Genomic DNA, 21,466 nt, shown 5'->3' on the forward strand with positions numbered 1-21,466 from the left:
GCACTTCACTATGCACTATGCACTCACCTTGCGCTCGTCGATGATCGTCAGTTTCGCGAACTCGCCGTTTTCGAAATGCTGCCACGTGCGACAGCGGTGCGTGTCGGACTCGAGCGTGATGATCTCGGAATAACTGTTATTCGGCTGATCCTTGTAAACCCAGGTCAGAAAGATCGTGTTCGCGTCGACCTCGCACGATTCGCCTTTGAGACGCGGATTGTCGAACTTGAGCCAACCGTCTTTCAGTTCGCCGGGAAATTCTTTTACTTCCTGACGCCCGTCGTCCCAGGTGTACACGTTTTGCTGAAAATACTGATCGATTCCGTTGGTCCGGCAAGTCAACTTGCTTCGGTGGTGATCAAGGATCTTGCCCGTCTTCGCCTCGATCAATGTGTACGTTCCTTCCCAAACTCCGTCGTGCCGCAAAAAAACCGGAAACGGCACATTTCCCTGTGATGATTCACTCATAGCCTCAACTCCTTAAGATTCAGTATTCAACACCAACATTCGGATTCCCTATTCCAGAGATTCCAGATTCCAGAGATTCCGGATTCCAGAGATTCCGGATTCCGGAGATTCCGGATTCCAGAGATTCCGGATTCCAGAGATTCCGGATTCCAGAGATTCCGGATTCCAGAGATTCCGGATTCCGGAGATTCCGGATTCCAGAGATTCCAGATTCCAGAGATTCCAGATTCCAAGATCAGCATTCCGGATTCCAAGATTAAGATTCAAGTTTCAAGAGTTTCCAGATTCCAAGATCAACATTGCGGATTCCAAGATCTAAGAGTCCAAAATTTCCATGATCCAAGATCTGAAATCCAAAATCGCGAAATCCAAAATCCAAAATCCAAAATCAAGTAAGCCACGGGAAGATCTTCCCGCTGTAGTTGATGTAAACTCCCTTGAGTTTCGTGTAATTCTCGAGCGCTTCGAGTCCGAAATTTTGCCCTGTTCCGCTCATATTGCGGATCCCGGCGGGCATTATCGGAGTCATATAGGCCGGCATATTAACGAAAACGAGGCCGGCATCGAGCGCCGCCGAGACGCGATGGACGCGATCGACGTCCTTTGACCAAAAATACGCTCCGAGTCCGTAATCGCAGTCGTTCGCCAGGTCGATCGCTTCGTCCTCGGTTTTGAACGGCGTGATTCCGACGACCGGCCCGAAGATCTCTTCCTTCCAAATTCGCATCTCGCGCGTCATTTCGCCGAAGACTGTCGGTTCGAGAAAATACCCGTGTCCGAGTTCCGCCGGACGCTTGCCCCCGGTCAGGAGCTTCGCGTTTTCCGCTACTCCGACCTCGACGTAACCCGTCACGCGATCGAATTGCTTCTGGCTGATGATCGGTCCGCAATTGGTCGACGGGTCGAACGGATCGCCGAGTTTGATGCGACGCGCCTTTTCGACGAGCGCCTCGGTGAATCTCGGCACGATCGATTCCTCGACCAGTATCCGCGACGCCGCGAGGCAGAATTGCCCGTTGTTCCCAAGGCTTGCCTGCAATGCGCCGTTGACCGCGAGATCGATGTCGGCGTCGGCAAAGATGATGTTCGCCGATTTTCCGCCCATTTCAAGCAACGCGGGCTTCGTCAACCGTCCGCACTGTTCGCCAAGTATCTTTCCGACCGCCGACGATCCGGTGAAGGCGATCTTTTTGACCTTCGGATGATGCACAAGCGCCTGACCGGCTTCGTTGCCGAATCCGTGAACGACGTTGAAAACGCCCGGCGGAATTCCGGCTTCGACCGCGAGTTCGGCGAGCATCGTCACGGTCGCCGGCGTCTGCTCGGCCATCTTCATTACGACCGAGTTTCCGCACGCGAGCGCCGCCGACAGTTTGAGCGTCGCCATTACGAGCGGAAAGTTCCACGGAGCGATCGCGCCGATGACACCGTACGGTTCGCGAACGGCGTAGCGATGGACGCCGGGCTCATTATTTGGAACGGGTGTTCTCAACTTGTCCGCGGCCCCGGCGTAATAGCGGAAGAAATCGGCGCAGAACGGCACGTCGATATTGAAATTTGACTGGTAGGTTTTGCCGGAATCCTCGGATTCCGCACGTGCAAACACTTCGCGGCGCGCCATTAGAAGATCGGCTAGTTTGTAGATCAACTTCCCGCGTTCGGCCGGCGCGACACGCGACCAGACCTTGAACGCGTCATCGGCCGATCGGACCGCGAGCTCAACTTCGTCGGCCGATCCAAGCGCGACCTCGGCAATCGTTTCGCCTGTCGCTGGATTCTCCGAAAGAAACGTCTTTCCGGATTTCGACGGAACGCTTTCGCCGTTGATGAAATGATTTATCGCGCGCATTTGTCTTATACTTATAACAAATATGAAAAGGAATTCAAAACTCCAAAAACGAACGTCGCCGAGGAATCGACCGGAAGATCTTCGGAATAGTTGGTAGCGGATAGTGATCAGTCGATAGTCGGTAGCCGTCGATTCCAGCTTGATCTCCGGAATTCAACCGGGAATCTACGCGGCCTGCCTTCCCGCCCGCTCGACCTGTTTGGCAAAATGAACCATTTCCGCGAGTTTCTCAACGTCGACCCCGGTTTCGATTCCCATTCGATCAAGCATCCAGACCACCTTTTCGGTCGCAATGTTCCCGCTCGCACCGGGCGAAAAAGGACAACCGCCGAGTCCGCCGGCGGATGAATCAAATCTTGTCCAACCGGCTTCAAGCGCGGCGTAGATGTTTGCAAGCGCGGTAAAGTTGGTGTCGTGAAAATGTCCTGCGAACTGCTGACCTGGCATCGATTCCGATGCGCTTCGGCAGAGTTCGAAGACATCGTTCGGAACGGCGCGGCCGACCGTGTCGTTGAACGCGATCTCGTCGGCGCCGGCGTCGGCAAGTTCTTTTGATATTTCGAGGACGCGGTCTTTCGAGACGATGCCCTCGTACGGACAGACCCAACAAACGGCGATCGACGCTCGGACCTTGATCCCGGCGGCGTGCGCCTCGGCGATGCAGCGTTTGGTCGTCGCGAGCCCGTCGGCAACGGTCGTGTTGGCGTTCTTTTGGCTCATCGTCTCGGTCGCCGCCATAACGTAACAGATCCAGTCGACGTTGGCTTCGATCGCGCGCTTGTACCCGCGTTCGTTGAGCGCCAGCGCGACCTCGTCGATCAGGGGATCGTCGCCGATCGACTGCAATATCGCGTCGGCGTCGGCCATTTGCGGAACGTGCTTCGGCGAGACGAACGAGACCGCCTCGATGCGTCGGAATCCGGCTGACTTCGCGAGTTCGATGAGTTTGATCTTATCGGCCGTCGGAACAAAATTCGGCAGCATCTGCAGCCCGTCGCGCGGGCTTACTTCGATGATTTCCACCTCTTTCGGGAAGATTGTCATTTCTTACTTTTTTGAAAAGGCGCCCCTGATCATAAACCCGGTAAACGCCACGAGAAGGCCGCCCATCAGCAAAAAGAACGGCAAAACCGGACCGCGCCAGAGATCGACATCGCCGTAACTCGGTTTCACCCCAAAAAGAAAATAGTTGACGAACAGGATCAAGCACGTGATGAGCATCGCGTATCCGATCCACAAAACTATCTGTCCGAGGGTTCGCATCTCAAATAATCTCCTGTGCCACAAGATCCTCAAATTCGGCCTGCGACATCCCCAAGAATCCGCGATACACCTCTTCGTTATGCTCGCCGAGTTTTGGACCGATCCAATCCGTTCCCCCCGGAGTTGCGGTCAGTTTCGGAAGCACGGCCGGGATCTTGAGCGTGTCGCCCGGCTCGATCTCGACCGACTCAAACAGTCCCCGGGCAATGTATTGTTCATCCCCGGCGATATCCGCGATCGAATAGACCGGACCGCACGGGACCTCGGCCTCGAGCATCGCGGCGTACGCATCGTCGTAGTCTTGCGTCAGCGTCCAATCGGTGATCGCGTCGTCGATCGCCTGCTCGTGAACGACGCGGCCCTTGTTGTCCTGCATCTCGGGATGCGCGGCGAAATCGTGGCGGCCGATCCGTGCCATCAAACGTCGAAATATCGAATCGCCGTTGCCGCCAATGATGATGAATTTGCCGTCGCGCGTCGGATAGGTCGATGTCGGAACGATGCCTTCGAGTTTCGCGCCCGTACGCTCGCGGACGACGCCCAGTTTGTCGTATTCGGCGAGCGTCGACTCGAGCATATTGAAGATCGACTCATAGATCGCGACATCGACGATCTGTCCTTCGCCGCCGTTCACGTCGCGATGATAAACGGCCGTCAGCGCGCCGAGCGCGGCATGCAGCCCGGAAAGAGTGTCGCCGAGCGAGAGTCCGGTGCGAACCGGCGGACGGTCCGGATAACCCGACATATACCGGATTCCGCCGAAACCCTCGGCGACGTTCGCGTAGCCCGGCCGCGATGCGTACGGACCGGTTTGACCGTAACCCGAAACCCGCACCATTATCAGCCCTTTGTTGCTTTCGCGCAGGGATTCGAAACCCATTCCCCATTTTTCCATCGTGCCGGGCTTGAAGTTTTCGAGCAGTATGTCGACTTTCGCCGCCAGCCGGCGCGCGATCTCCTGGCCTTTCGGGTTGGTCATATCGAGCGTTACCGACTTCTTGTTGCGGCCCATCGAATACCACCAGAGGGACGTTCCCTTGTGGAGCTTTCGCCAAACGCGCAAAGGATCACCGGTCTTCGGCTTTTCGATCTTGATGACGTCGGCGCCGAATCCGGCGAGCATCGCGGAGCAGAACGGTCCAGCGAGAAGCTGGCCCATTTCCAGTACTTTCAATCCTTTAAGTGGTCGTGTCATTCAATTAATCCAACTATTTGTTTTTGTTCAAGCCAACGTGGCATCTGGCGCAAAGCGATCGTCAAAGCTCCCGTGCGTAAACGAAATTCACAAAATCGGACTTCCCGTCCGTGAAATCCGTCGTGCCGATGTTCGTCATCCCGATCCGTTCGTAGAACTTTTGCGCCGCGACGTTTTTGTCCCAGACTCCGAGCCAGAGAACTTCGTAACCCTTTTCGCGACCTATTGCGGAGCCGGCCTCGATCAGGCGCTGACCTATCTTCCGACCCTTGAGCTTTTCGAGAACATAGATCCGTTGAACTTCGATTGCGTTGCGACCCTTGAGACACTCGACGACCTTATTCTCCCGGAGTTTGATAAACCCGACGGCGTTGCCTCCCAACTCGGCGATCAAAAAGGTTGAACTCGGATCGTTGAACTCCGTTTCGGTCGCCTCCGGACTCAAGAAATTAAAGCAATAATCGGCCAGATCGTGGGGCGGATCGAATTCGAAATACGCCTCGTAACAGGTCGTGATCGAAAGCGCCGAGATCAGTCTTACGTCGCGCGCGTTGGCCTTGCGGATGATCAGTTCGCTCATAGGCCTTGAACGTATTCCAAAACTTCGTCCAAATTGACGACGTCTGCGTACTTCGCGTCGAGATCGTTGAGATTCGCCTCATGAGCGGCGAGCGAGCGGTCACCGACGCACTCGCGGACGACGTTTGTCCGGAAACCGTGCTGGCACGAATCGACCGCCGAAGCGCGCACGCATCCCGACGTCGTGCAGCCCGCAACTATCAGCGTATCGACTTTTTGCGCCGTCATCGCCGCTGCAAGCGCGGTGCCGAAAAACGCGGATGCATATTGTTTTGTCCAAACGACCTCACCGATCCGCGGACCGAGTCGATCGTCGATCTCGATCCATTTCGAACCGATTCTCAGCTGTGCGAGACTCGGAACCTTTTTGACGAAAACGCCGGCTGAAACCATCGCTTCGTCATAACCGGTGGTCGTGTAATGAACGGGCAGAGACTTCGCCCGAAAGGCCTCGAGAAGCCGCGCCGTCGCTTCAACTTCCGTGTCGAGATCGGATCCCAAAGGGCATTCCGTGTCCGTGAATCCCTTTATAAAATCGATTATCAAAAGCGCGGGCTTCGAACCGAATCCGACCCGGCTCGAAAACCCGCGCTGCGCGTACATTTCCTTGTCGCTCATAGTTCTAGTTCGAGAGAGCGTTCAGTCTCATCAGCGCCCGCGAACCGGCGAATAAGGTGAAAACGCCGTTCTTGATCTCAAATCGATCCGCTTTCTCAAGCGCGTTGAACATACCGAACTCGATCTCCATCAGGCCGTCCTCGGTGCACGCCATTTTGGTCATCGCAAGTTCGGTGAATTTCAATGTCGAACCGTTCAGCGTGTATTTTCCGAATAGCTGATTGCAGCCTGAAAAGCCGCTGAGCGCGGACTTCGTCAGCTGTATGTACGGCACGTCGCCGGATGTTACGACCTTTTTCCCGCCGATCTCGGTGACGCCCCAACGGATGTCTTCGAGCGCCAAGCGCTCGACGAATTCGAGAACCGTTGCCGCGCCGCCGAGCATCAGGAGTTTTTCGCCGGACGTCTTTACCGAATCGACCTTTGCGAGCGCCGCCTGAAACCGACGCTCGGTCGAATCTAGCGGCTCACGGCAAGCCATCTGGGTCGAAACCATTGAAGTCAGCTTCAGTTTCGCGCCGTCCTGTTCGTAGCGTCCGCCGATCTGATTGCAGACCCTGACGCCAAATCGGTTCGAAGTCCCGTCGAACCGGAGCGTCAAATCAGGTGTTTCGACCGCGGTACCGTCGATCGACACGAGCGTCCAGTTGCGTCCGGCGAGGACCGGCGGTTTTCTGCTTTCGAACTGCGCAAATGCTTCGGCGATCGTCTTGCCGGCGGTCTTCTTGCTGCTCAGCGTCTTGAACAACACCCAATCGAGCGATCCCGGTTCGTTCGTCGCCTGCATTTTTGGCGTGTACTTGACGCGGATGGTCTGCGTAAAACCTTCGCGGAACTTAAATCCCCTAACATTTCCGGTAACGATGAACCATTGCGACGAATCGGCCTGGCGATAAAACAAACACTGCTTGGTCTCATCGCTCGGGCAGGCGATTTTTCCATCGGCGATCGTTACGGTCATCGTTCGCTCCTGTCCGAGCGCGATGCCGACCGAAAACACCAGTATCAAAAGAAAAGCGGCAAAAGTATTGTTCTTCATAGAAACCACCCCAATATCAGAACGATACATCACCGCTGCGCCTGCGTAAAGATTGCAGGTCTCAGGCCGACTTAGCGTGCGCCCAACCGTCGCCGTTCCAGCCCGCGACCACGCCGATCGCGTCCGGAACGTCGCCGATCGAAAACAGCGGAAACTCGCCGCGTTGGTCGCGAAGTTCAACACGGAGCGCTTCGGTCGCGGCCGAGTCGATCGAAAGATCGGCGTTGAGCACAACGCCGTAATCGCTTTTCGCTTTGGAGGCGGAAACGAGTCCGTTGCGGACGTCTTTTTGGACTTTTTCCGCCGGACGATCGAACGGGTCCTTCCAACCGCCGCCACCGGCCGTGCGATAAACAAGCATGTCGCCTTTTTTCACCGGGATCCGCGAGATCTTCGACGGCAGCATCTCGCGCGTCCCGTCGGTGCGGATCAATTCCTTGGTCGACATCGATCCCGGCAGTCCGCCCATAATTCCCCACGGCTTCGAACGCTCACGGTCGTCGTGGATCGCGATCTCGCCATCGGCCTCGTAGCGGTAAACTTTGTGAACCGCGTTTCCGCCGCGATGAAATCCGGCGCCGCCTGTGTCCATCAAACTTCCGTATTCAAGCACCGTGATCGGATAGTAACTTTCGAGATACTCGGTCGGAATGTTTTCAAAAAGCGGCCACCACGAGTGAGCGTCCATTCCGTCGCCGATCGGTCGTCCCGGAATGCCGCCGTACGTGATCTCCATCAGGTGGAAAAAGTCGCCGTTCTCGTCGTGACCGTTGTAAAGCATATACGGAGAAGTCCCGTAACCGGCGGCGGTCGAAAGCTCGGGCGCGCCCTTTCCGAGGGCCCCGCCGAGAACATCGAAAAGCCGCGTCAGCGCGTGGGTCCGGCAACCGAGCGCGGCCGGGAATTCCGGATTCAGCAGCGATTTTTCGGGGATTGTCACGTGCAGAAGCGGATAAAATCCGTCGTTGAACAGAATCTGCGGGTCGAAGACCATAATCAGATAGACGCCGATGAACATCTTGAACATCTCTTCGTTGAGATAAAAGTTGATCGGCCCCGGCGCTTGCGGGTCGGTTCCCGTCCAGTCGAAATAAGCCTCGTGCCCCTTGCGATAGATCGTCAGCTTCATTTTGTACGGCCCGTTTCCGCGGCCGTCGTCGTCAATGTAATCTTCGAATTCGAGCGGCGTTTCCGGCAGACACATCACGATCAGCTGCTTCATCGCTTCGTGCGTTCTTTCCAGAAGCAGATCGAGGCCCTTGATGTATTCGTCCTTGCCGAACCGTTCGCACATTTCACGGACGCGCTTGTCGGCCGTGCGGCAGGCGGCGACGATCGCCATCAGATCAAAGTAGTTCATCGTCGGGACACGCGAATTCGCAAGGATCATATCGAGCAGATCTTCGTTGAGCTTCCCGCCGTCAAACAATTTCACGGGCGGAATGCGCGTGCCCTCGCCGAAGATCGTATCGGCGTCGGTCGGCAAACTCCCGGAAACCGGGCCGCCCATATCGACCGTGTGGCCGAATTGCGATCCCCAGCCGACGAGTTCGCCTTCGAAAAAGATCGGCATCAGCACCATCCAGTCGTTGATGTGCGAGATCGCGCCGCCGCAACTGTAGGGGTCGCTGACGAGAAAAACGTCGCCTTCATTGACGCCGCGTTTCCAATTGGACAAAAAGCCGTGAATGTAGGATCCGAACTGCCCGACGACCATCCTTCCGTCGGGATGACAGATCATCGGAAAGCCATCGTGCTGTTCGCGGATGACAGGCGACATCGCCGATCGGAACAGTACCGAGTCCATCTCCTCGCGCGCATTGCGAAGCGCGTTCTCAAGGATATCCAGCGTAATTTTGTCCATACTTTGACCTCGGAAGTTGAATTTGTCATAAGTCTATAACAAAACGCGGCGGGATTTCAACGAAATGAACCAGTTTTGCACGAAAAAACGGTTGGGATTCGGGGAATGAATGAGGATCAAAGGGTCAGATTATTCAAGATTCCGAGATTCCGGGATTCCAGGATTCCAGATTCCAGATTCCAGGATTCCAGGATTCCAGATTCCAGATTCCAGATATTCCAGATTCCAGGATTCCAGATTCCAGATATTCCAGATTCCAGGATTCCAGGATTCCGGCACTCCAGGATTCCGGGATTCCGAGATTCTGAGATCCAAGGAGTCTGTCGGAAGGATCGATGGAGTCTGCGGAGCACACGCACGCACGATGGCACCACGTGAAGCGAAGATGAACCCAGCTGTCAACCTCGAACAATTCAAACGAGCGTGTGAAATACGCTGACCTATTGCATCCGCTAGAGTTACGCGTGTTACACACGCTTGAGAACTCGGCGCGACGAGCCACTTGGGTTCCGCTCCGCTTCATTTGGAGCTATTGCAAGCTCGCGTGCTCCGCACGCTTGAAGAAGCAAATTCAGTTCTCAAGCGGCTTTTTCCGACAGGCTCCAAGATCATGGAGTTATGTGGGTTACGCATAAGTTGGAAATCGGCGCACTCGACCCCGCGTTCCACTTGACGCTTTCGCACGCTTTACGAGCAAAGCAAGTTCTTCAGCTCCCCAATCGCAAATCGGCAATCGCAAATCGCAAATTTCACGCCCCCAAGATCTCCCTGACGACCCTTTCGGCTGATTCGAGCGCGCCTTCCATTCCGGGCGAAACCTCCGCCGTGTGTTCGCCGGCGAAATGAATGTTGCCGACGGCAGTCTTAACGTCGGGCTTGAGGCCCGCCAATTGGCCGACCGTCAAATGTGAATATGATCCGCGGACGAATTCGTCGTTGGTCCAAGATTTGGTCGCCGTACGCTCAAACTTGCCTTTCATAAACGGCATTATCCGTTCAAAGTTCGTCCGCGCCCAGACCTGCCGCGCGGCGTCGCCGAGCCGTTCGGCGTTTCGCGCTCCGTCGCCGTCTACCCAGACCGTAAATATGCCGCGTTCGTCGCCGCGAGCGCCGGCCATTTCGAAGATGCGTTCGAGCGGCGTGTCGGTCCAAACGCTCGTTCCGATCGACCGGCGATCCCATTCGAACCGCTTTGCTTGCATATAGACCTTCGTGATGTGCGTGTAAGGGAGTTCGCGAATCGCCTTCGCCTTCGCTGCCGGCAGCGCCGGTGAGAACGCGACCCGATCAAGCACCGAGAACGGGATCGTGCAGACGGCCTTCTCGGCACTCAGGGTTTGAAGCTTGCCGGACTTATCGGCGAACGTCACCGAGACGCCGGCGCTGGAATGTTTGATCTGCCTGACGCGCGCGTTGAGGATGAACTTCACGCCCGAAGAAACGCCGTTTTCGTGCAATGCCTTCGTCATCCTGTCGTTGCCGCCGATGATCCTGAGCGCACGCGTGCCGGCCGTGATCCGCCGCCGTGAGTCGAAAAGCGCACCGCCGGCCGAAACGGTTTCGATCGAATTGTAGTTCAGCGAAATGTTCATCAGTCGGATCGCCGCTTCCGAGGCACCTCGTTTTCGGAACGCGTCGGCGAGCGACATTCGGTCATATTCGAAGATCTTTTGCGGATCGCTCGCGACTTCCTGTGCCATCGCCCTCAAATGCATCGAAAACAGCATCGGCGGCAACCCTCTCGCCTCGTCGTCTTTGAGACCGTAAGGATGCGGTTTCAACACCGAGCCGACCGGGTAAAGTTTGCCTTTCAAGATCGCCGTCGTGCCCGTTCCCCACTGCAATGTCGACACACTTCCGCTCGTTTCGAACCGCTCCGGAACTTCCTGGTAAGGGACTTCGAGCGTCTTGATGTAGTTGAACATCCGTTTGTAACCGTCCCCGACGAGTTCGCCCCCGAGCTCGACATATTGCCGATCGCGAAACGGCTCGCGAAGCGTCTTGATTCGTCCTCCGATCCGGTCGCGACCCTCGATAACCGTCACGCTATAACCTCTCTGCGCGAGTTCGTACGCCGCCGACAACCCGGAAAGTCCGGCTCCGAGAACAAGCACGCGCTTGCCGTTTTGCGCGAATGACGGAACTGACGACGCAACAATAACCGCGCCTGCTCCCGCCAGGAATTCTCTTCTGTTGATCTTCATGGGTGTGTGCACCTCCGTGAACACTTGAATCGTAACCCGGTTTCCATTCTCAAACCGTGACAATTCTCACAATTCTGCCTAACTTTTTTGAAGTTCTTCGATTTCCTTAAGATCTTTCGGCGGATTCATCCAAAGGCGCCCGTTGGATTCGAGCGCGTCGCGCATCGATTTCGGCAATTTGCGATAGTCATCGACACGGTAAGAGACGAGTTGGAAAACACTGTCGCCGCCGCCGAAGAACGCCGGCAGACTGCCTCTGCGGTTCCAGGTAAGCTGATATCTCGAACTTGCGGAACGTGCCGCCGGCGCATAGAAAAAGTCATAGTTCTCGTACGCTTTGTAGCCCGGAAAATTCAGAAACAGAGGCGTCGAAAAGATCGTGTTGCCGCCAAGCCGGCGAACGTAGAACTCGCCGGCCGATTCGATCGTTTGGATCCGCGGCTGCTTGCCCTGAACGACCGTCGCCTTGACCTTTCCGTCGATCAATTCATAAGTGATCTTCTGATACGGATAGGCGATCGGCTCAACCTTCATCCCGTTCGACTCGCGCATTATCTCGTTCGTTTTGGGATCCCTGTAGAAGAAGATCTTGCGCGAAAGCTGAAGTTTGCGCAGCGGAGTCGAATCTGTCGTCAAAAGCCGCGCGGTATCGATTCCCTCGACCTTCGCGACGAGTTTTCCGGAAGGATACTCGTAAACTTCGCCGACGCAATACCAGTAAACCGCCGGACCGTTTCCGATCCGCATCGCGGTAAAATTCTCGAAATCACGCGACGAAAACGCTTGTCCGGCAACCGTGAACGTGGCCGCGGCGTAGATCATCGCCAATATCGCCAAATGTTTCATTACTTTCACTCCTTCGACGTGAAACCGGCCTGAATCCAGCGCAAATTGATGCCGATCCGTTTCGCGTCGTGATTTGCCCAAGTATATGCGATGGTCTTCCCGGTTGCGTTGTCGACGATGCCGAGTTTCAGGACGCGCGTTCCGTTCTTGTATGTCAACTGCGCGAGCTGCGCCGAAAAACGGTCGTTGATCCTGACCAATCCGCCCTGATCGTGCGTCAGGAGATCACGCTGCCCGGCCCACGCGTCGGCGGGCGCGTCCTCGCCCCGGATATCGGTCGAACCGTCCTTCAGAACGGCGGTCCAGCCTTCAAACAAATGGGCCCGTTTTAGTTTGTGGTGAACGTTCGAGCGGTTCCCGAACACGTAGTTTCCCTGATCATCCTTCGCCCGGTCGCGGATCCAGATCTCGTCCTTGGTCAAAAACAGGTCATCGGAGATGATCAGCGTCTTGCCGCTTCGTTTGCTGACAACCCGGCACGCATCGGGCTTCATCGAGCCTTCGAATTTGTCCCGCGCCGCGTTCAGCTTCCAATAAACCTCGCAGCCTTTCGGTGAATCGAGCTTTTCGTACGTCAAGCCGGCGAGCTTCGACGGGTCGAGATGCGCGTTGAGAACCGATTTTTCGTCTGCGAAGGTGTAGATCTTGAGTTCGATCGCCTTTTCAGCTTTGTTGAGCGAATAAACATAGAGGCGCTGCCGGTATATGTTCGCCTCGTTACCGTCCATATACTGCTGAACGTAGAAGACGTCGGGGCCGATTTGCGGAAGCTCGACACGCTTGAAGATCGAATGGATCCATTCGTGGGGAAACTCGGCCTTCGTTTCCTTGTTTTCAACTGTCTGCGCGTAATTGTCGAACCGTCCCTCGAACCAGGTCAGAAAGAGCTTGAAGTCGTTTTCGAGTTTCCCTTTGGCCGACGCCGCGGTCGAAAGAACAATGAGCATCAAGATCGAAAATACCCGTTTCATAATCGTACCTCGAAAAAAAGAAGGGAAGAGTCTTGAAACAAAACCCTTCCCGTCGTCGAATACCGGTACCCCCCGATGCCGGCTTTCAAATGATCCTACTTCTTCAGGAAGTTGAAAACCTCAACCGTAAATCCGAAGACGAAACTGCGTCCCGGAGCCGGCGCGGTATTGAAATGCTCCCAGTAAAGCTTGTCCGTCAGATTGTCGACGCCGCCGTTAACGGTGAACTTGTACTGGGTGTTTCGCCACGAATAGCCCGCCTTGATGGCGTGCTTGTCGAACTCGTTCATACTGGCGAACGAACCGTAATTGATGAGCGTCGTTCCGACAAACTGCCCCGGATCTGCGCGCTTCACGCGATTCTGATGGCGCCAGGTATACTCGCTGAAGAACCGGCCCGAGCGGTCGAGATACTGGATTCCGCCCAACATTCGGAAAGGCGTTATTCCCGCGAACGGGAAATCGGCCGCCGAACCCGACAAAGGGATCAGCGTATCCTGACGGTTGTAGATCGCGTTGATCTGTGCAATTTGAATCGTCGTCGGATTGTTGTTGCGGCCATACAGCGCGCCGAGCGAATAGAAGGGATTCAAACTTCCGAGTTTGCCCAGCGGAATACTTGCCTCGCCGGTCGATTCCCATCCCTTGATGACGCCCGAACCGAAGTTGATGCGCGCATTGATGCCGACGACCGCCTGTCCGGAAGCACATCCGAATCCGACCGCTCCCGGGCTTCCCGGAAGACCCGGCACGGGCGCCACGCAGTAGTTCTGCGCCGGCGCGAACGCCAAAAAGTTGGTCAATTTGTTCTGGAAATAACCAAGCGAGAAGTTGAAGTACTTCTGCTGTATTTTCACGCCGACGTCATAGTTCTTGCCTTTTTCGGGGGCCAGATTCGGATTCCCGACAACGAGCGACGCAAAGAACGAACCAGGCGAGAAGTTGCGGATCAGGTAACGTTCGGTGATTCCCGGTTCGCGATAGCTGTCGGCCCAGCGGAAATACGGGTTAATGCCCCACGGAAGTCGTCCGACGATCCCAAAGTTGTAGGTCCGAGAATTGCGGTTGGAACCGACGGAACCGGTGCCCGCCGCAAGTTGGGTCAACTGCGGAAGCGCCGCGACGAGTGAGCCGAGCGCACCCGGATTCGCCGTCAGTCCCGGCGTCGCGGCATTGAGGGCCGCGAACTCCGTGCTCAGCGGAAATCCGCCGCCGGGCAGCGCCGTCGTCACCCAGTTGTCAAATCGAACGCCGGCGGTGACGCGAACCCACTTGATCCGGTCGAACTCGCCTTGAGCATAGAAGTCGTTATCGATATATTTCGAGATCGGCGAACTCGCGCCGATCGTCGGCGTCCCGGTAAACACCCGTTGCGTCCCAAACCCCGCGAACGGAGTCGTATAGAAATAATCTCGCGAATCGTCACGTGTGCGGCCGCCGCCGACGGTCACGAGCAGTCCGCGGAACGGAAGAAGACCGGCCTGAAAATCGAGCCCTTGCGTCGTGATCGTGTTGCGGTTATCGGTGAACGAAGCTCCGGAAAGCGTTCCGGAGGGCAGCGCGCCGGCACCGAAGATCGAGGGCAGGCCGGTGAACGTCGTCGCGTTCAAATAACTTCCGGCCGCGCCGGCGATGTTTGTATAGGTGTATTGATTTTGCGGGAACGAGATCTTCTGATGGAAGTAATTCACCGAAACGCGCGGGATGTACTTCGATAACTCGAAGCCCTCGTAGCGAATGCCGAATTTGTCGAACGTCCGGTATTGCGAATAGCGTTCCTGGACTTCATACGGCGGTCCCGAGAATGCGTTCCCGTTGTTGCCCTCTTCACGATTCAAATAGCGTGCGCGGAAGTTGTGTTTTTCGGTCGGGAAGAACCAGACGTCGAACTGCTTGCCTCCGCCGCTGCCCTGACCGTTCAGGATCTCGGCGTTTTTCGGCAAGGCAAAGATCGGATAACTCGCTGCCGACTGAAAGGTCGTCCCGGCCGCGTTGGTCGGGAATTGCCGGAAGAAGTTGCCGTACGCGACGTTTTGCGTGAGCGTCAGCTCTCCGTTCCCCATCTTGTAGTTATTTAGCCGGTAAAGATTGCCGCTGGCGCGAAAGGCGACGAACTTGTTGGCGATGTTGAGCGTCAAATTTCCGCGGCGAATGGCTCCGTTGCTGATGTAATTGCCGTCAAGACGAAGGCCGATGGTCATTCCCTGTTCGGGACGCGTCGGACGCTTCGTGATCAGGTTGATCGTTCCGGCGACCGAGTCCGAACCATAGAGGCTCGATCCCGAGCCCGCGAGAACCTCAACCGATTCGAGCTGTGACGGATCGATGATCGCCATCGGCGCGCCGCTCGCTCCTGGATCCGCACGGGCGTTGTTTAGTTTTTCGCCGTCGATCACGATGAGCAGCCGGGTCGATGAGAGTCCGCGCAGACGAGGCCGCTCGCGGGCCGGATTGGTTTCAATCGACGTCAGATTCGGCGCGCGCTCGATCGTTTCGAATGTCGAACGCGGCACACGCTGTTCGATCTGATCGGCCGTCGCGACGGTCACGGTTTGCGGCGTTTCGATCGCGAGCCGCTCGGTGCCTTTTCCCGCGGTGACCGTAACAACGTCGCGGATCGCGCCCGGAGCAAGCGTGAAGTCGTGGGTCTGCGACGCGGCCTCAAAGACGACCGTCTCGCTTTCCTCGCCAAATCCATCGCCGGTCGCGGTGAGCCGGTACGTTCCGGGACGCAAACCGGGGAACTCGTACTTGCCCGCCGAATCCGTGACCATCGTCGTTCGCTGGCCCGAACCAACGTTAACCAGACTCACGGTCGCGCCGGGGATGCTCGCGCTGTTTTGGTCGCGGATCGTTCCACTGATACCGGCAGGTTGCTGCGCAAGCACCGATCCAAAGCACACGACGATGATCGAAATGACAAAGAAAACTCTCATACTGGTTTTACCGGACATATTCTGCTCCTTTTGCAATCCCACCATTTGTGCTAAATATCGGACAAATTTTCCGATCCGACGTTTTGACTATTAATGGGATATTTGGCATTTTAATTGTTGTTACGGACGATTTACTTGTTATAGATTAAGAACAAATTTTTGTCAATTAATTGATACGAAAAATTGAATGCCTGAAAAACGCCGGACAGCAGTCTCGTGGGTCGAAGCCGAACGCATCAGTGTTCGCGGTTTTCCGATTCAGGAATTGATCGGGAACGTCTCGTTCGGCGAGGCGATCTTTTTGATACTTCGCGGCGATCGACCGACCAAAAACGAGGCGCGATTGTTCGAGGCGGTACTTGTTTCGGTCATCGATCACGGGGTCAGACCGCCGTCGACCATCGCGGCCGTGACCGTCGCCAACACAGGCGCCGAGCTCAACGCCTCGGTCGCCGCCGGAATTCTGGCGATCAACAAATACCACGGCGGCGCGGTCGAAGATGCGATGGCAGCGATCTCCGATGCGGTCGAACTTCAGTCGAGGGAATCGATCTCGGCGGCTGAGGCCGCCAAAAAAACAGTTGCCGCCTACAGATCCGACGGCCGGCGGATCTCGGGTTTCGGGCACAGGTTTCACGCGGCTGATCCGCGAACGGTCAGGATGTTCGCACTGGCGGAGGAGTTGGGGCTCGCCGGAAGTTTCGTTGCGCAGGCCCGCGAACTTGAACGCGCGCTGACCGAATCGGCCGGCCGGAATCTCCCGATCAACGCCGACGGCGCGATCGGCGCGCTTCTGCACGAACTCAAGTTTCCGCCGAAAGCCGCAAATGGTATTTTTATGATCGCGCGCGTTCCCGGCCTCGTCGCCCACGCGGTCGAGGAGCAGGAACGGAACGCGCCGATGCGAACGGTCGCCGTTGATGATTACGAATATGACGGTGCGGCGGAGCGCGAAATTGAGTGAATTATGACACCAGAACCAGATAAAACGACGAAAGAGATAATCATCGAATTGCTTCCGGAGATCAATTTGATCAGCGATCCGGAGCTGCGCGAGAACACCGCGCAAGTTTGGGAAGACGCGATCCGCGAAGGCGGTTGGACGATCGAACAGATCCTGCGGATGCCGTTTTCGGTCCACGTCGCGGACTGCAACATCACTTTCATCGAACACGTTCGGACGGTCTGCAAGATGTGCATCGCCGTCGCCGACGTCCTGAAAGAGGCGTACGGCGACCGGTCGGCAATCAATTACGACACGCTGATCGCGGGCGCAATGCTCGCCGATGTCGGAAAACTAATAGAATACGAAGAAAAGGACGGGCAAATAACCAAGGCCGGCCGCGGACAGCATCTGCGACATCCGTTCACCGGCGTTGCGATGAGCCACGCACGCGGCATTCCGCCCGAAGTTCAGCACGTCATCGCGACCCATTCGAAGGAAGGCGAAATGATGATCCGATCCAATGAGTCGGTCATCTTCCATCACGCGGATTTCATCGATTTCGATCTTGTCAGCAAGAAACGTCCGTTTTGATTGCGGTTATATGAACCGTCGCGAGTTTTGCAAAGCGAGTGGAATCGGCATCCTGGCGACCGGTCTCGGCCGGCCGTCATATGTCTTTGCGCAAAACCCCAGTATTGGCTTTAGCGGCCGACGGCCGGCCAGCGGCGACCGAAAATTCATTTCCGACGCCGTCGAGAGACAGATCGCATCGGTTTCAAAACTGATCGCCGATCCGAATCTGCGGCATATGTTCGAGATCTGTTATCCGAACACGCTCGATACGACGGTCGACTATGAGGAGATCGACGGCAAGCCCGATACTTACGTCATCACCGGCGACATCGACGCGATGTGGCTGCGAGATTCATCGGCGCAGGTTTTCCCCTATCTGCCGCTGATGAGATCGGACTTGAAACTCAAGAAGTTGATCGAGGGCGTCATCAACAGGCACGCGAAGTTCGTCCTCCTTGATCCGTATGCGAACGCGTTCTACAAAGATCCGAATCAGCCGACGATGTGGCAAGGCGACAAGCCGACACCGATCCCGGGGGTTCACGAACGCAAATGGGAAATTGACTCGCTTTGTTACGTCGTCCGCCTGGGCTACGCTTACTTTAAGGAGACAGGCGATGTCTCGCCATTCGACGCCGACTGGGCAAAGGCGATGAAGTTGATCTATGCGACGTTTGTGACCGAGCAGCGCAAAGACGGAAATTCGCCGTATTATTTCTTGCGTCGAACGGATGTGATGACCGACGCGCCGCCGCACGGCGGAAAAGGAAACCCCGTGAAACCGGTCGGCTTGATCGCCTCGATGTTTCGCCCGTCGGACGACGCGACGATCCTGCCGTTCCTGATACCGTCGAATATCTTCGCCGCGCAGTCGATGCGGCAACTGGCCGAGATCTTCGGCAAGCGTTTGAACGATGCCGATTTCGCCGGAAAATGCGTCGCGCTCGCTTCGGAGATCGAGTTCGCCGTCAAGAAGTTCGCGATCGCGCCGCACGAAGATTTCGGACCGATCTATGCCTACGAGATCGACGGTTTCGGCAATCGTCTGTTTATGGACGACGCCAACGTCCCGAGCCTTATGTCGCTCGCATATCTCGGCGCGGTGAGGCGCGACGATCCGATTTACCGCGCGACGCGGCGTTTTCTGTTGAGTGACAGGAATCCCTATTTTCTTCGGGGCCGAGCGGCCGAAGGACAAGCGAGTCCGCACACGGGTCGCAACGGGATCTGGCCGATGGGGATCATTCTTCGGGCGAAAACGTCGGATTCCGATGTCGAGATCGCAAAATGCCTGCAAATGCTGACATCGACGACGGCCGGAACCGGATTCATCCACGAGAGTTTCGACAAAGACGACGCGTCGAAGTTTTCGCGCTCGTGGTTCGCTTGGGCGAACACGCTTTTCGGCGAATTGATCGTCAATCTCGCCGCCAATCGCCCGCACCTTCTGAAATAGATTTCGCGTGCGAATCGCCTCGTTGGCCGGCGGTATTAAAATGGATCCTGCGACAGAGGATCAAAGCCGATTCCGGCATCGAAACTGAGATTCCCGGCGCGGCTTCGCGCGATTCGCGGACAGCAAACGGTTAGCAATGAAGACAATTTCCCAACAATGGGCGGAATACGCCGTCAACCTTTCATACGACGATCTTTCTCCGGAAGCGGTCGCGGCCGCGAAAATGTTTCTCTACGACAGTTTCGGCTGCGCGCTCGGCGGCTCAAAGACGGATGATTTTCAAATCCTCGAGAGTGTTTTCAGGGAGATCGGCGGACGTCCCGAGTGTGCGGTCATTGGTTCGAACCTGAGAACCGATGTGCGCAGCGCGAGTCTGATCAACGGTCTCGCGATACGCGCGCTCGATTACAACGACGTTTACTGGAAACAAGATCCGTCACATCCGTCCGACCTTCTGCCGGCGGCGTTCTGCGTCGGGGAGCGTGAGGGACGCAGCGGTAAGGACCTGATCACGGCGACCGTCATCGCTTACGAACTCGAAATGCGCCTGATGGAGGCCGCCTATCCCGGAATCCGCGAACTCGGACTGCACCACGCGACGCTCACGGCGTTCGTCTCACCGGTCGTCGCCGGAAAAATGCTCGGAATGAACGCCGATCAGATCGTCAACGCGGTCGGAATTTCGGGCTCGCACAACGTCACGCTCGGGTCGGTAACCGCCGGAACGCTGACGATGATGAAGAACACGGTCGATCCGATGGCCACCGAGAGCGGCGTTTTCGCGGCGCTCATCGCCGGTCGGGGATTCAAAGGCCCGGCGCCGGTCTTCGAAGGACGAGAGGGATTGTTCGACGCGATCGGCGACCAGTGGAAGCCCGAGGTCCTGACCGACGGACTCGGCTCGTCGTTCAAGATCGTCGATTGTTCGATCAAGCCGTTTCCGTCGGAGGCGTTGACGCACGCGCCGATCTCGGCCGTGCTTGACCTCGTCGTGGGTCACGATCTCGCGCCGGAAAGCATTGAAACCATTGAGATTGCAACTCTGAAACGAGCGGCGGAAATCCTCGCAGACGAGAAAAAGTATATTATCGATTCGCGCGAGACGGCCGATCACAGTCTGCCCTACTGCATTGCCGCAGCCGTCGTGCGGCGTTCGCTGACACCGCGTGATTTCTCGCCCGCGAGTCTCGCGGATCCGCAGATCCTGGCGACTGTTCCGAAAGTCCGGGCCGTACTCGAGCCGGCGTTCGAAGATCGATTCCCTGCCGAACAACCGTGCCGCGTGGTGATCACTCTGAAGAACGGCGACAAACTCTCGACCGAGCGCGCCTTTCCGAAAGGCGATCCGCGCGATCAGCTTTCGACCGCCGAACTCAGGCAGAAATTTGAGGTGTTGGCCGAAGGGATTCTCGACAAGTCGCAATGCGATCACTTTCACGACGCGATTGACGAGCTCGAGAATATCGGTAAGATCGGAGAATTGATGGATTTGATCGTGCTGAGAACTTAGAACTGAGAGCTGAGAGCTGAGAACTGGGAACTGAGAGATGAGAACTGGGAGCTGAGAACTGAGAGCTGAGAGCTGAGAACTGGGAACTGAGAGCTGAGAGCTGAGAACTGGGAACTGAGAGATGAGAACTTTGATCTTTGGGCTTTGATCTTTGGGCTTTGATCTTTGGGCTTTGATCTTTGGGCTTCGATTTTTGGACTTCGATTTTTGGACTTCGATTTTTGGACTTCGATTTTTGGACTTCGATTTTTGGATTCAAAATTAGTTCTAACTTCCGAGTTCCGAGTTCTCAGTTCTCAGTTCCAAGTTCTCAGTTCTCAGTTCTCAGTTCCAAGTTCTCAGTTCCAAGTTCTCAGTTCCAAGTTCCAAGTTCCGAGTTCTCAGTTCCGAGTTCTCAGTTCCATTTATTTTATGAGCGATTTTCAAAAACAACTCGAAACGGCGCGGCAGCCGACGCACAGCGGGATGCACCCATTCTCGCAGGCTTGGGTCGACGGCGACCTGAGTCGCGAACAGCTAGGCCGGTGGGCGATCCAGCATTATTATTATATCGAGCCGATCGCACAGCAGTTTGCGATCCTTTTTTCACGACTTCCGGATCTGGATGCGCGGACGCATATGCTTGAGAACCTCCTTGGCGAAGAAGATCCGAAAGGCCGGCATCCGGACCTCCTGCTGGATTTTGCCGAGCATTGCGGTGTCGATCGCGAATATGCGACAACCGCCGAGTTTCGGGGCGAAATCCTGCCGACGACCCGCGCGATGCGTTCGTGGATCTGGGAACTTGTGTCGCAAAGATCGCTGGCGGAAGCCGCGGCCGGAATTATGGTCGGACTCGAAGGACAATTGCCGACGTTGTATCCGAAATACGTGACGAGGCTTCATCAAATGGGATTTGACGACAGCCAGCTGCAATTTTTCCACGTCCATATCGAGGGCGACATCGAGCATGCGCACGTCGGACTTGAACTCGCCGATCGATACGCAACCACCGATGACCTGAAACAGCGCGCGATCGGAGCCGTCCGCGCGTCAGGCCAATTGCGTTGGGCGTTTCTGTCCGGAATGTATGATGCGATAGTTAAGTCTTGAACGTTTGGAGTTCCGCCTTCAGGCGGCATCGACGCAAAATAAGATCGAGGTCGCCTG

Annotated in this window: 20 protein-coding genes; 6 read left to right on the plus strand and 14 right to left on the minus strand. The window is 56.2% G+C overall.

All coding sequences use genetic code 11. From position 1 onward, the window contains the following. Positions 1-15 precede the first annotated feature (15 nt). From IPN69_22825 to IPN69_22870, 10 genes are all read right to left on the minus strand, one after another. Positions 16-468: a DUF3598 family protein gene (locus IPN69_22825; protein ID MBK8813542.1), complete on the minus strand. Its 453-nt coding sequence runs from the start codon at positions 466-468 to the stop codon at positions 16-18. A gap of 48 nt (positions 469-516) precedes the next feature. Further along, a complete protein-coding gene (locus tag IPN69_22830; protein ID MBK8813543.1) occupies positions 517-735 on the minus strand; it encodes a hypothetical protein in 219 nt (72 codons plus the stop codon). Positions 736-856: 121 nt separating this feature from the next. Beyond that, positions 857-2,317: an aldehyde dehydrogenase gene (locus tag IPN69_22835; GenBank protein MBK8813544.1), complete on the minus strand. Its 1,461-nt coding sequence runs from the start codon at positions 2,315-2,317 to the stop codon at positions 857-859. 165 nt (positions 2,318-2,482) lie between these two features. Then, positions 2,483-3,361, minus strand: coding sequence for a hydroxymethylglutaryl-CoA lyase (locus IPN69_22840; protein ID MBK8813545.1), 879 nt, complete (start codon positions 3,359-3,361; stop codon positions 2,483-2,485). A 3-nt stretch (positions 3,362-3,364) separates the two neighbouring features. Continuing rightward, on the minus strand, positions 3,365-3,580 hold the full coding sequence (locus IPN69_22845; protein ID MBK8813546.1) for a hypothetical protein: 216 nt from the start codon (positions 3,578-3,580) through the stop codon (positions 3,365-3,367). A gap of 1 nt (position 3,581) precedes the next feature. Then, positions 3,582-4,775 (minus strand): CoA transferase, encoded by a 1,194-nt coding sequence (locus IPN69_22850; GenBank protein MBK8813547.1) that lies wholly within the window; start codon positions 4,773-4,775, stop codon positions 3,582-3,584. Positions 4,776-4,836: 61 nt separating this feature from the next. Continuing rightward, positions 4,837-5,355, minus strand: a complete 519-nt coding sequence (locus tag IPN69_22855; GenBank protein MBK8813548.1) for a GNAT family N-acetyltransferase — start codon at positions 5,353-5,355, stop codon at positions 4,837-4,839. Continuing rightward, positions 5,352-5,972, minus strand: a complete 621-nt coding sequence (locus IPN69_22860) for an isochorismatase family protein (GenBank protein ID MBK8813549.1) — start codon at positions 5,970-5,972, stop codon at positions 5,352-5,354. Before IPN69_22860 ends, IPN69_22855 begins: the two co-directional genes overlap by 4 nt. 4 nt (positions 5,973-5,976) lie before the next feature. Next, entirely contained in the window at positions 5,977-7,011 is a 1,035-nt protein-coding gene (locus tag IPN69_22865; protein ID MBK8813550.1) for an META domain-containing protein, read from the minus strand. A gap of 61 nt (positions 7,012-7,072) precedes the next feature. Continuing rightward, on the minus strand, positions 7,073-8,875 hold the full coding sequence (locus tag IPN69_22870) for a hydantoinase B/oxoprolinase family protein (GenBank protein ID MBK8813551.1): 1,803 nt from the start codon (positions 8,873-8,875) through the stop codon (positions 7,073-7,075). A gap of 105 nt (positions 8,876-8,980) precedes the next feature. Here IPN69_22870 and IPN69_22875 point away from each other — a divergent pair, with 105 nt between their 5' ends. Next, the gene (locus tag IPN69_22875; protein MBK8813552.1) at positions 8,981-9,253 is read left to right on the plus strand and encodes a hypothetical protein; all 273 of its coding nucleotides are present in this window, start codon (positions 8,981-8,983) and stop codon (positions 9,251-9,253) included. Between the two features lie 371 nt (positions 9,254-9,624). Here IPN69_22875 and IPN69_22880 read toward each other — a convergent pair whose 3' ends face one another. The 4 genes from IPN69_22880 to IPN69_22895 all read right to left on the minus strand — a co-directional run bounded on the left by IPN69_22880 (position 9,625) and on the right by IPN69_22895 (position 15,850). After that, complete coding sequence (locus tag IPN69_22880; protein MBK8813553.1) at positions 9,625-11,079, minus strand: FAD-dependent oxidoreductase; 1,455 nt, start codon at positions 11,077-11,079, stop codon at positions 9,625-9,627. Positions 11,080-11,157: 78 nt separating this feature from the next. Beyond that, positions 11,158-11,925 (minus strand): DUF1838 family protein, encoded by a 768-nt coding sequence (locus IPN69_22885; protein ID MBK8813554.1) that lies wholly within the window; start codon positions 11,923-11,925, stop codon positions 11,158-11,160. A gap of 5 nt (positions 11,926-11,930) precedes the next feature. Beyond that, positions 11,931-12,896, minus strand: a complete 966-nt coding sequence (locus tag IPN69_22890) for a chromophore lyase CpcT/CpeT (protein MBK8813555.1) — start codon at positions 12,894-12,896, stop codon at positions 11,931-11,933. A gap of 95 nt (positions 12,897-12,991) precedes the next feature. Beyond that, entirely contained in the window at positions 12,992-15,850 is a 2,859-nt protein-coding gene (locus tag IPN69_22895; protein ID MBK8813556.1) for a TonB-dependent receptor, read from the minus strand. Positions 15,851-16,019: 169 nt separating this feature from the next. On the opposite strand from IPN69_22895, the gene IPN69_22900 reads away from it, so the two are divergent. The 5 genes from IPN69_22900 to IPN69_22920 all read left to right on the plus strand — a co-directional run bounded on the left by IPN69_22900 (position 16,020) and on the right by IPN69_22920 (position 21,409). Further along, positions 16,020-16,796 (plus strand): citryl-CoA lyase, encoded by a 777-nt coding sequence (locus tag IPN69_22900; protein ID MBK8813557.1) that lies wholly within the window; start codon positions 16,020-16,022, stop codon positions 16,794-16,796. A gap of 3 nt (positions 16,797-16,799) precedes the next feature. Further along, a complete protein-coding gene (locus IPN69_22905; GenBank protein MBK8813558.1) occupies positions 16,800-17,369 on the plus strand; it encodes an HDIG domain-containing protein in 570 nt (189 codons plus the stop codon). A gap of 10 nt (positions 17,370-17,379) precedes the next feature. Beyond that, complete coding sequence (locus tag IPN69_22910; protein ID MBK8813559.1) at positions 17,380-18,807, plus strand: glycoside hydrolase family 125 protein; 1,428 nt, start codon at positions 17,380-17,382, stop codon at positions 18,805-18,807. A 136-nt stretch (positions 18,808-18,943) separates the two neighbouring features. Next, a complete protein-coding gene (locus tag IPN69_22915) occupies positions 18,944-20,317 on the plus strand; it encodes an MmgE/PrpD family protein (GenBank protein MBK8813560.1) in 1,374 nt (457 codons plus the stop codon). Positions 20,318-20,728: 411 nt separating this feature from the next. After that, on the plus strand, positions 20,729-21,409 hold the full coding sequence (locus tag IPN69_22920) for an iron-containing redox enzyme family protein (GenBank protein MBK8813561.1): 681 nt from the start codon (positions 20,729-20,731) through the stop codon (positions 21,407-21,409). Positions 21,410-21,466 lie beyond the last annotated feature (57 nt).

It is taken from the genome of Acidobacteriota bacterium, from assembly GCA_016715115.1.
Classification (GTDB): Bacteria; Acidobacteriota; Blastocatellia; order Pyrinomonadales; family Pyrinomonadaceae; genus JAFDVJ01.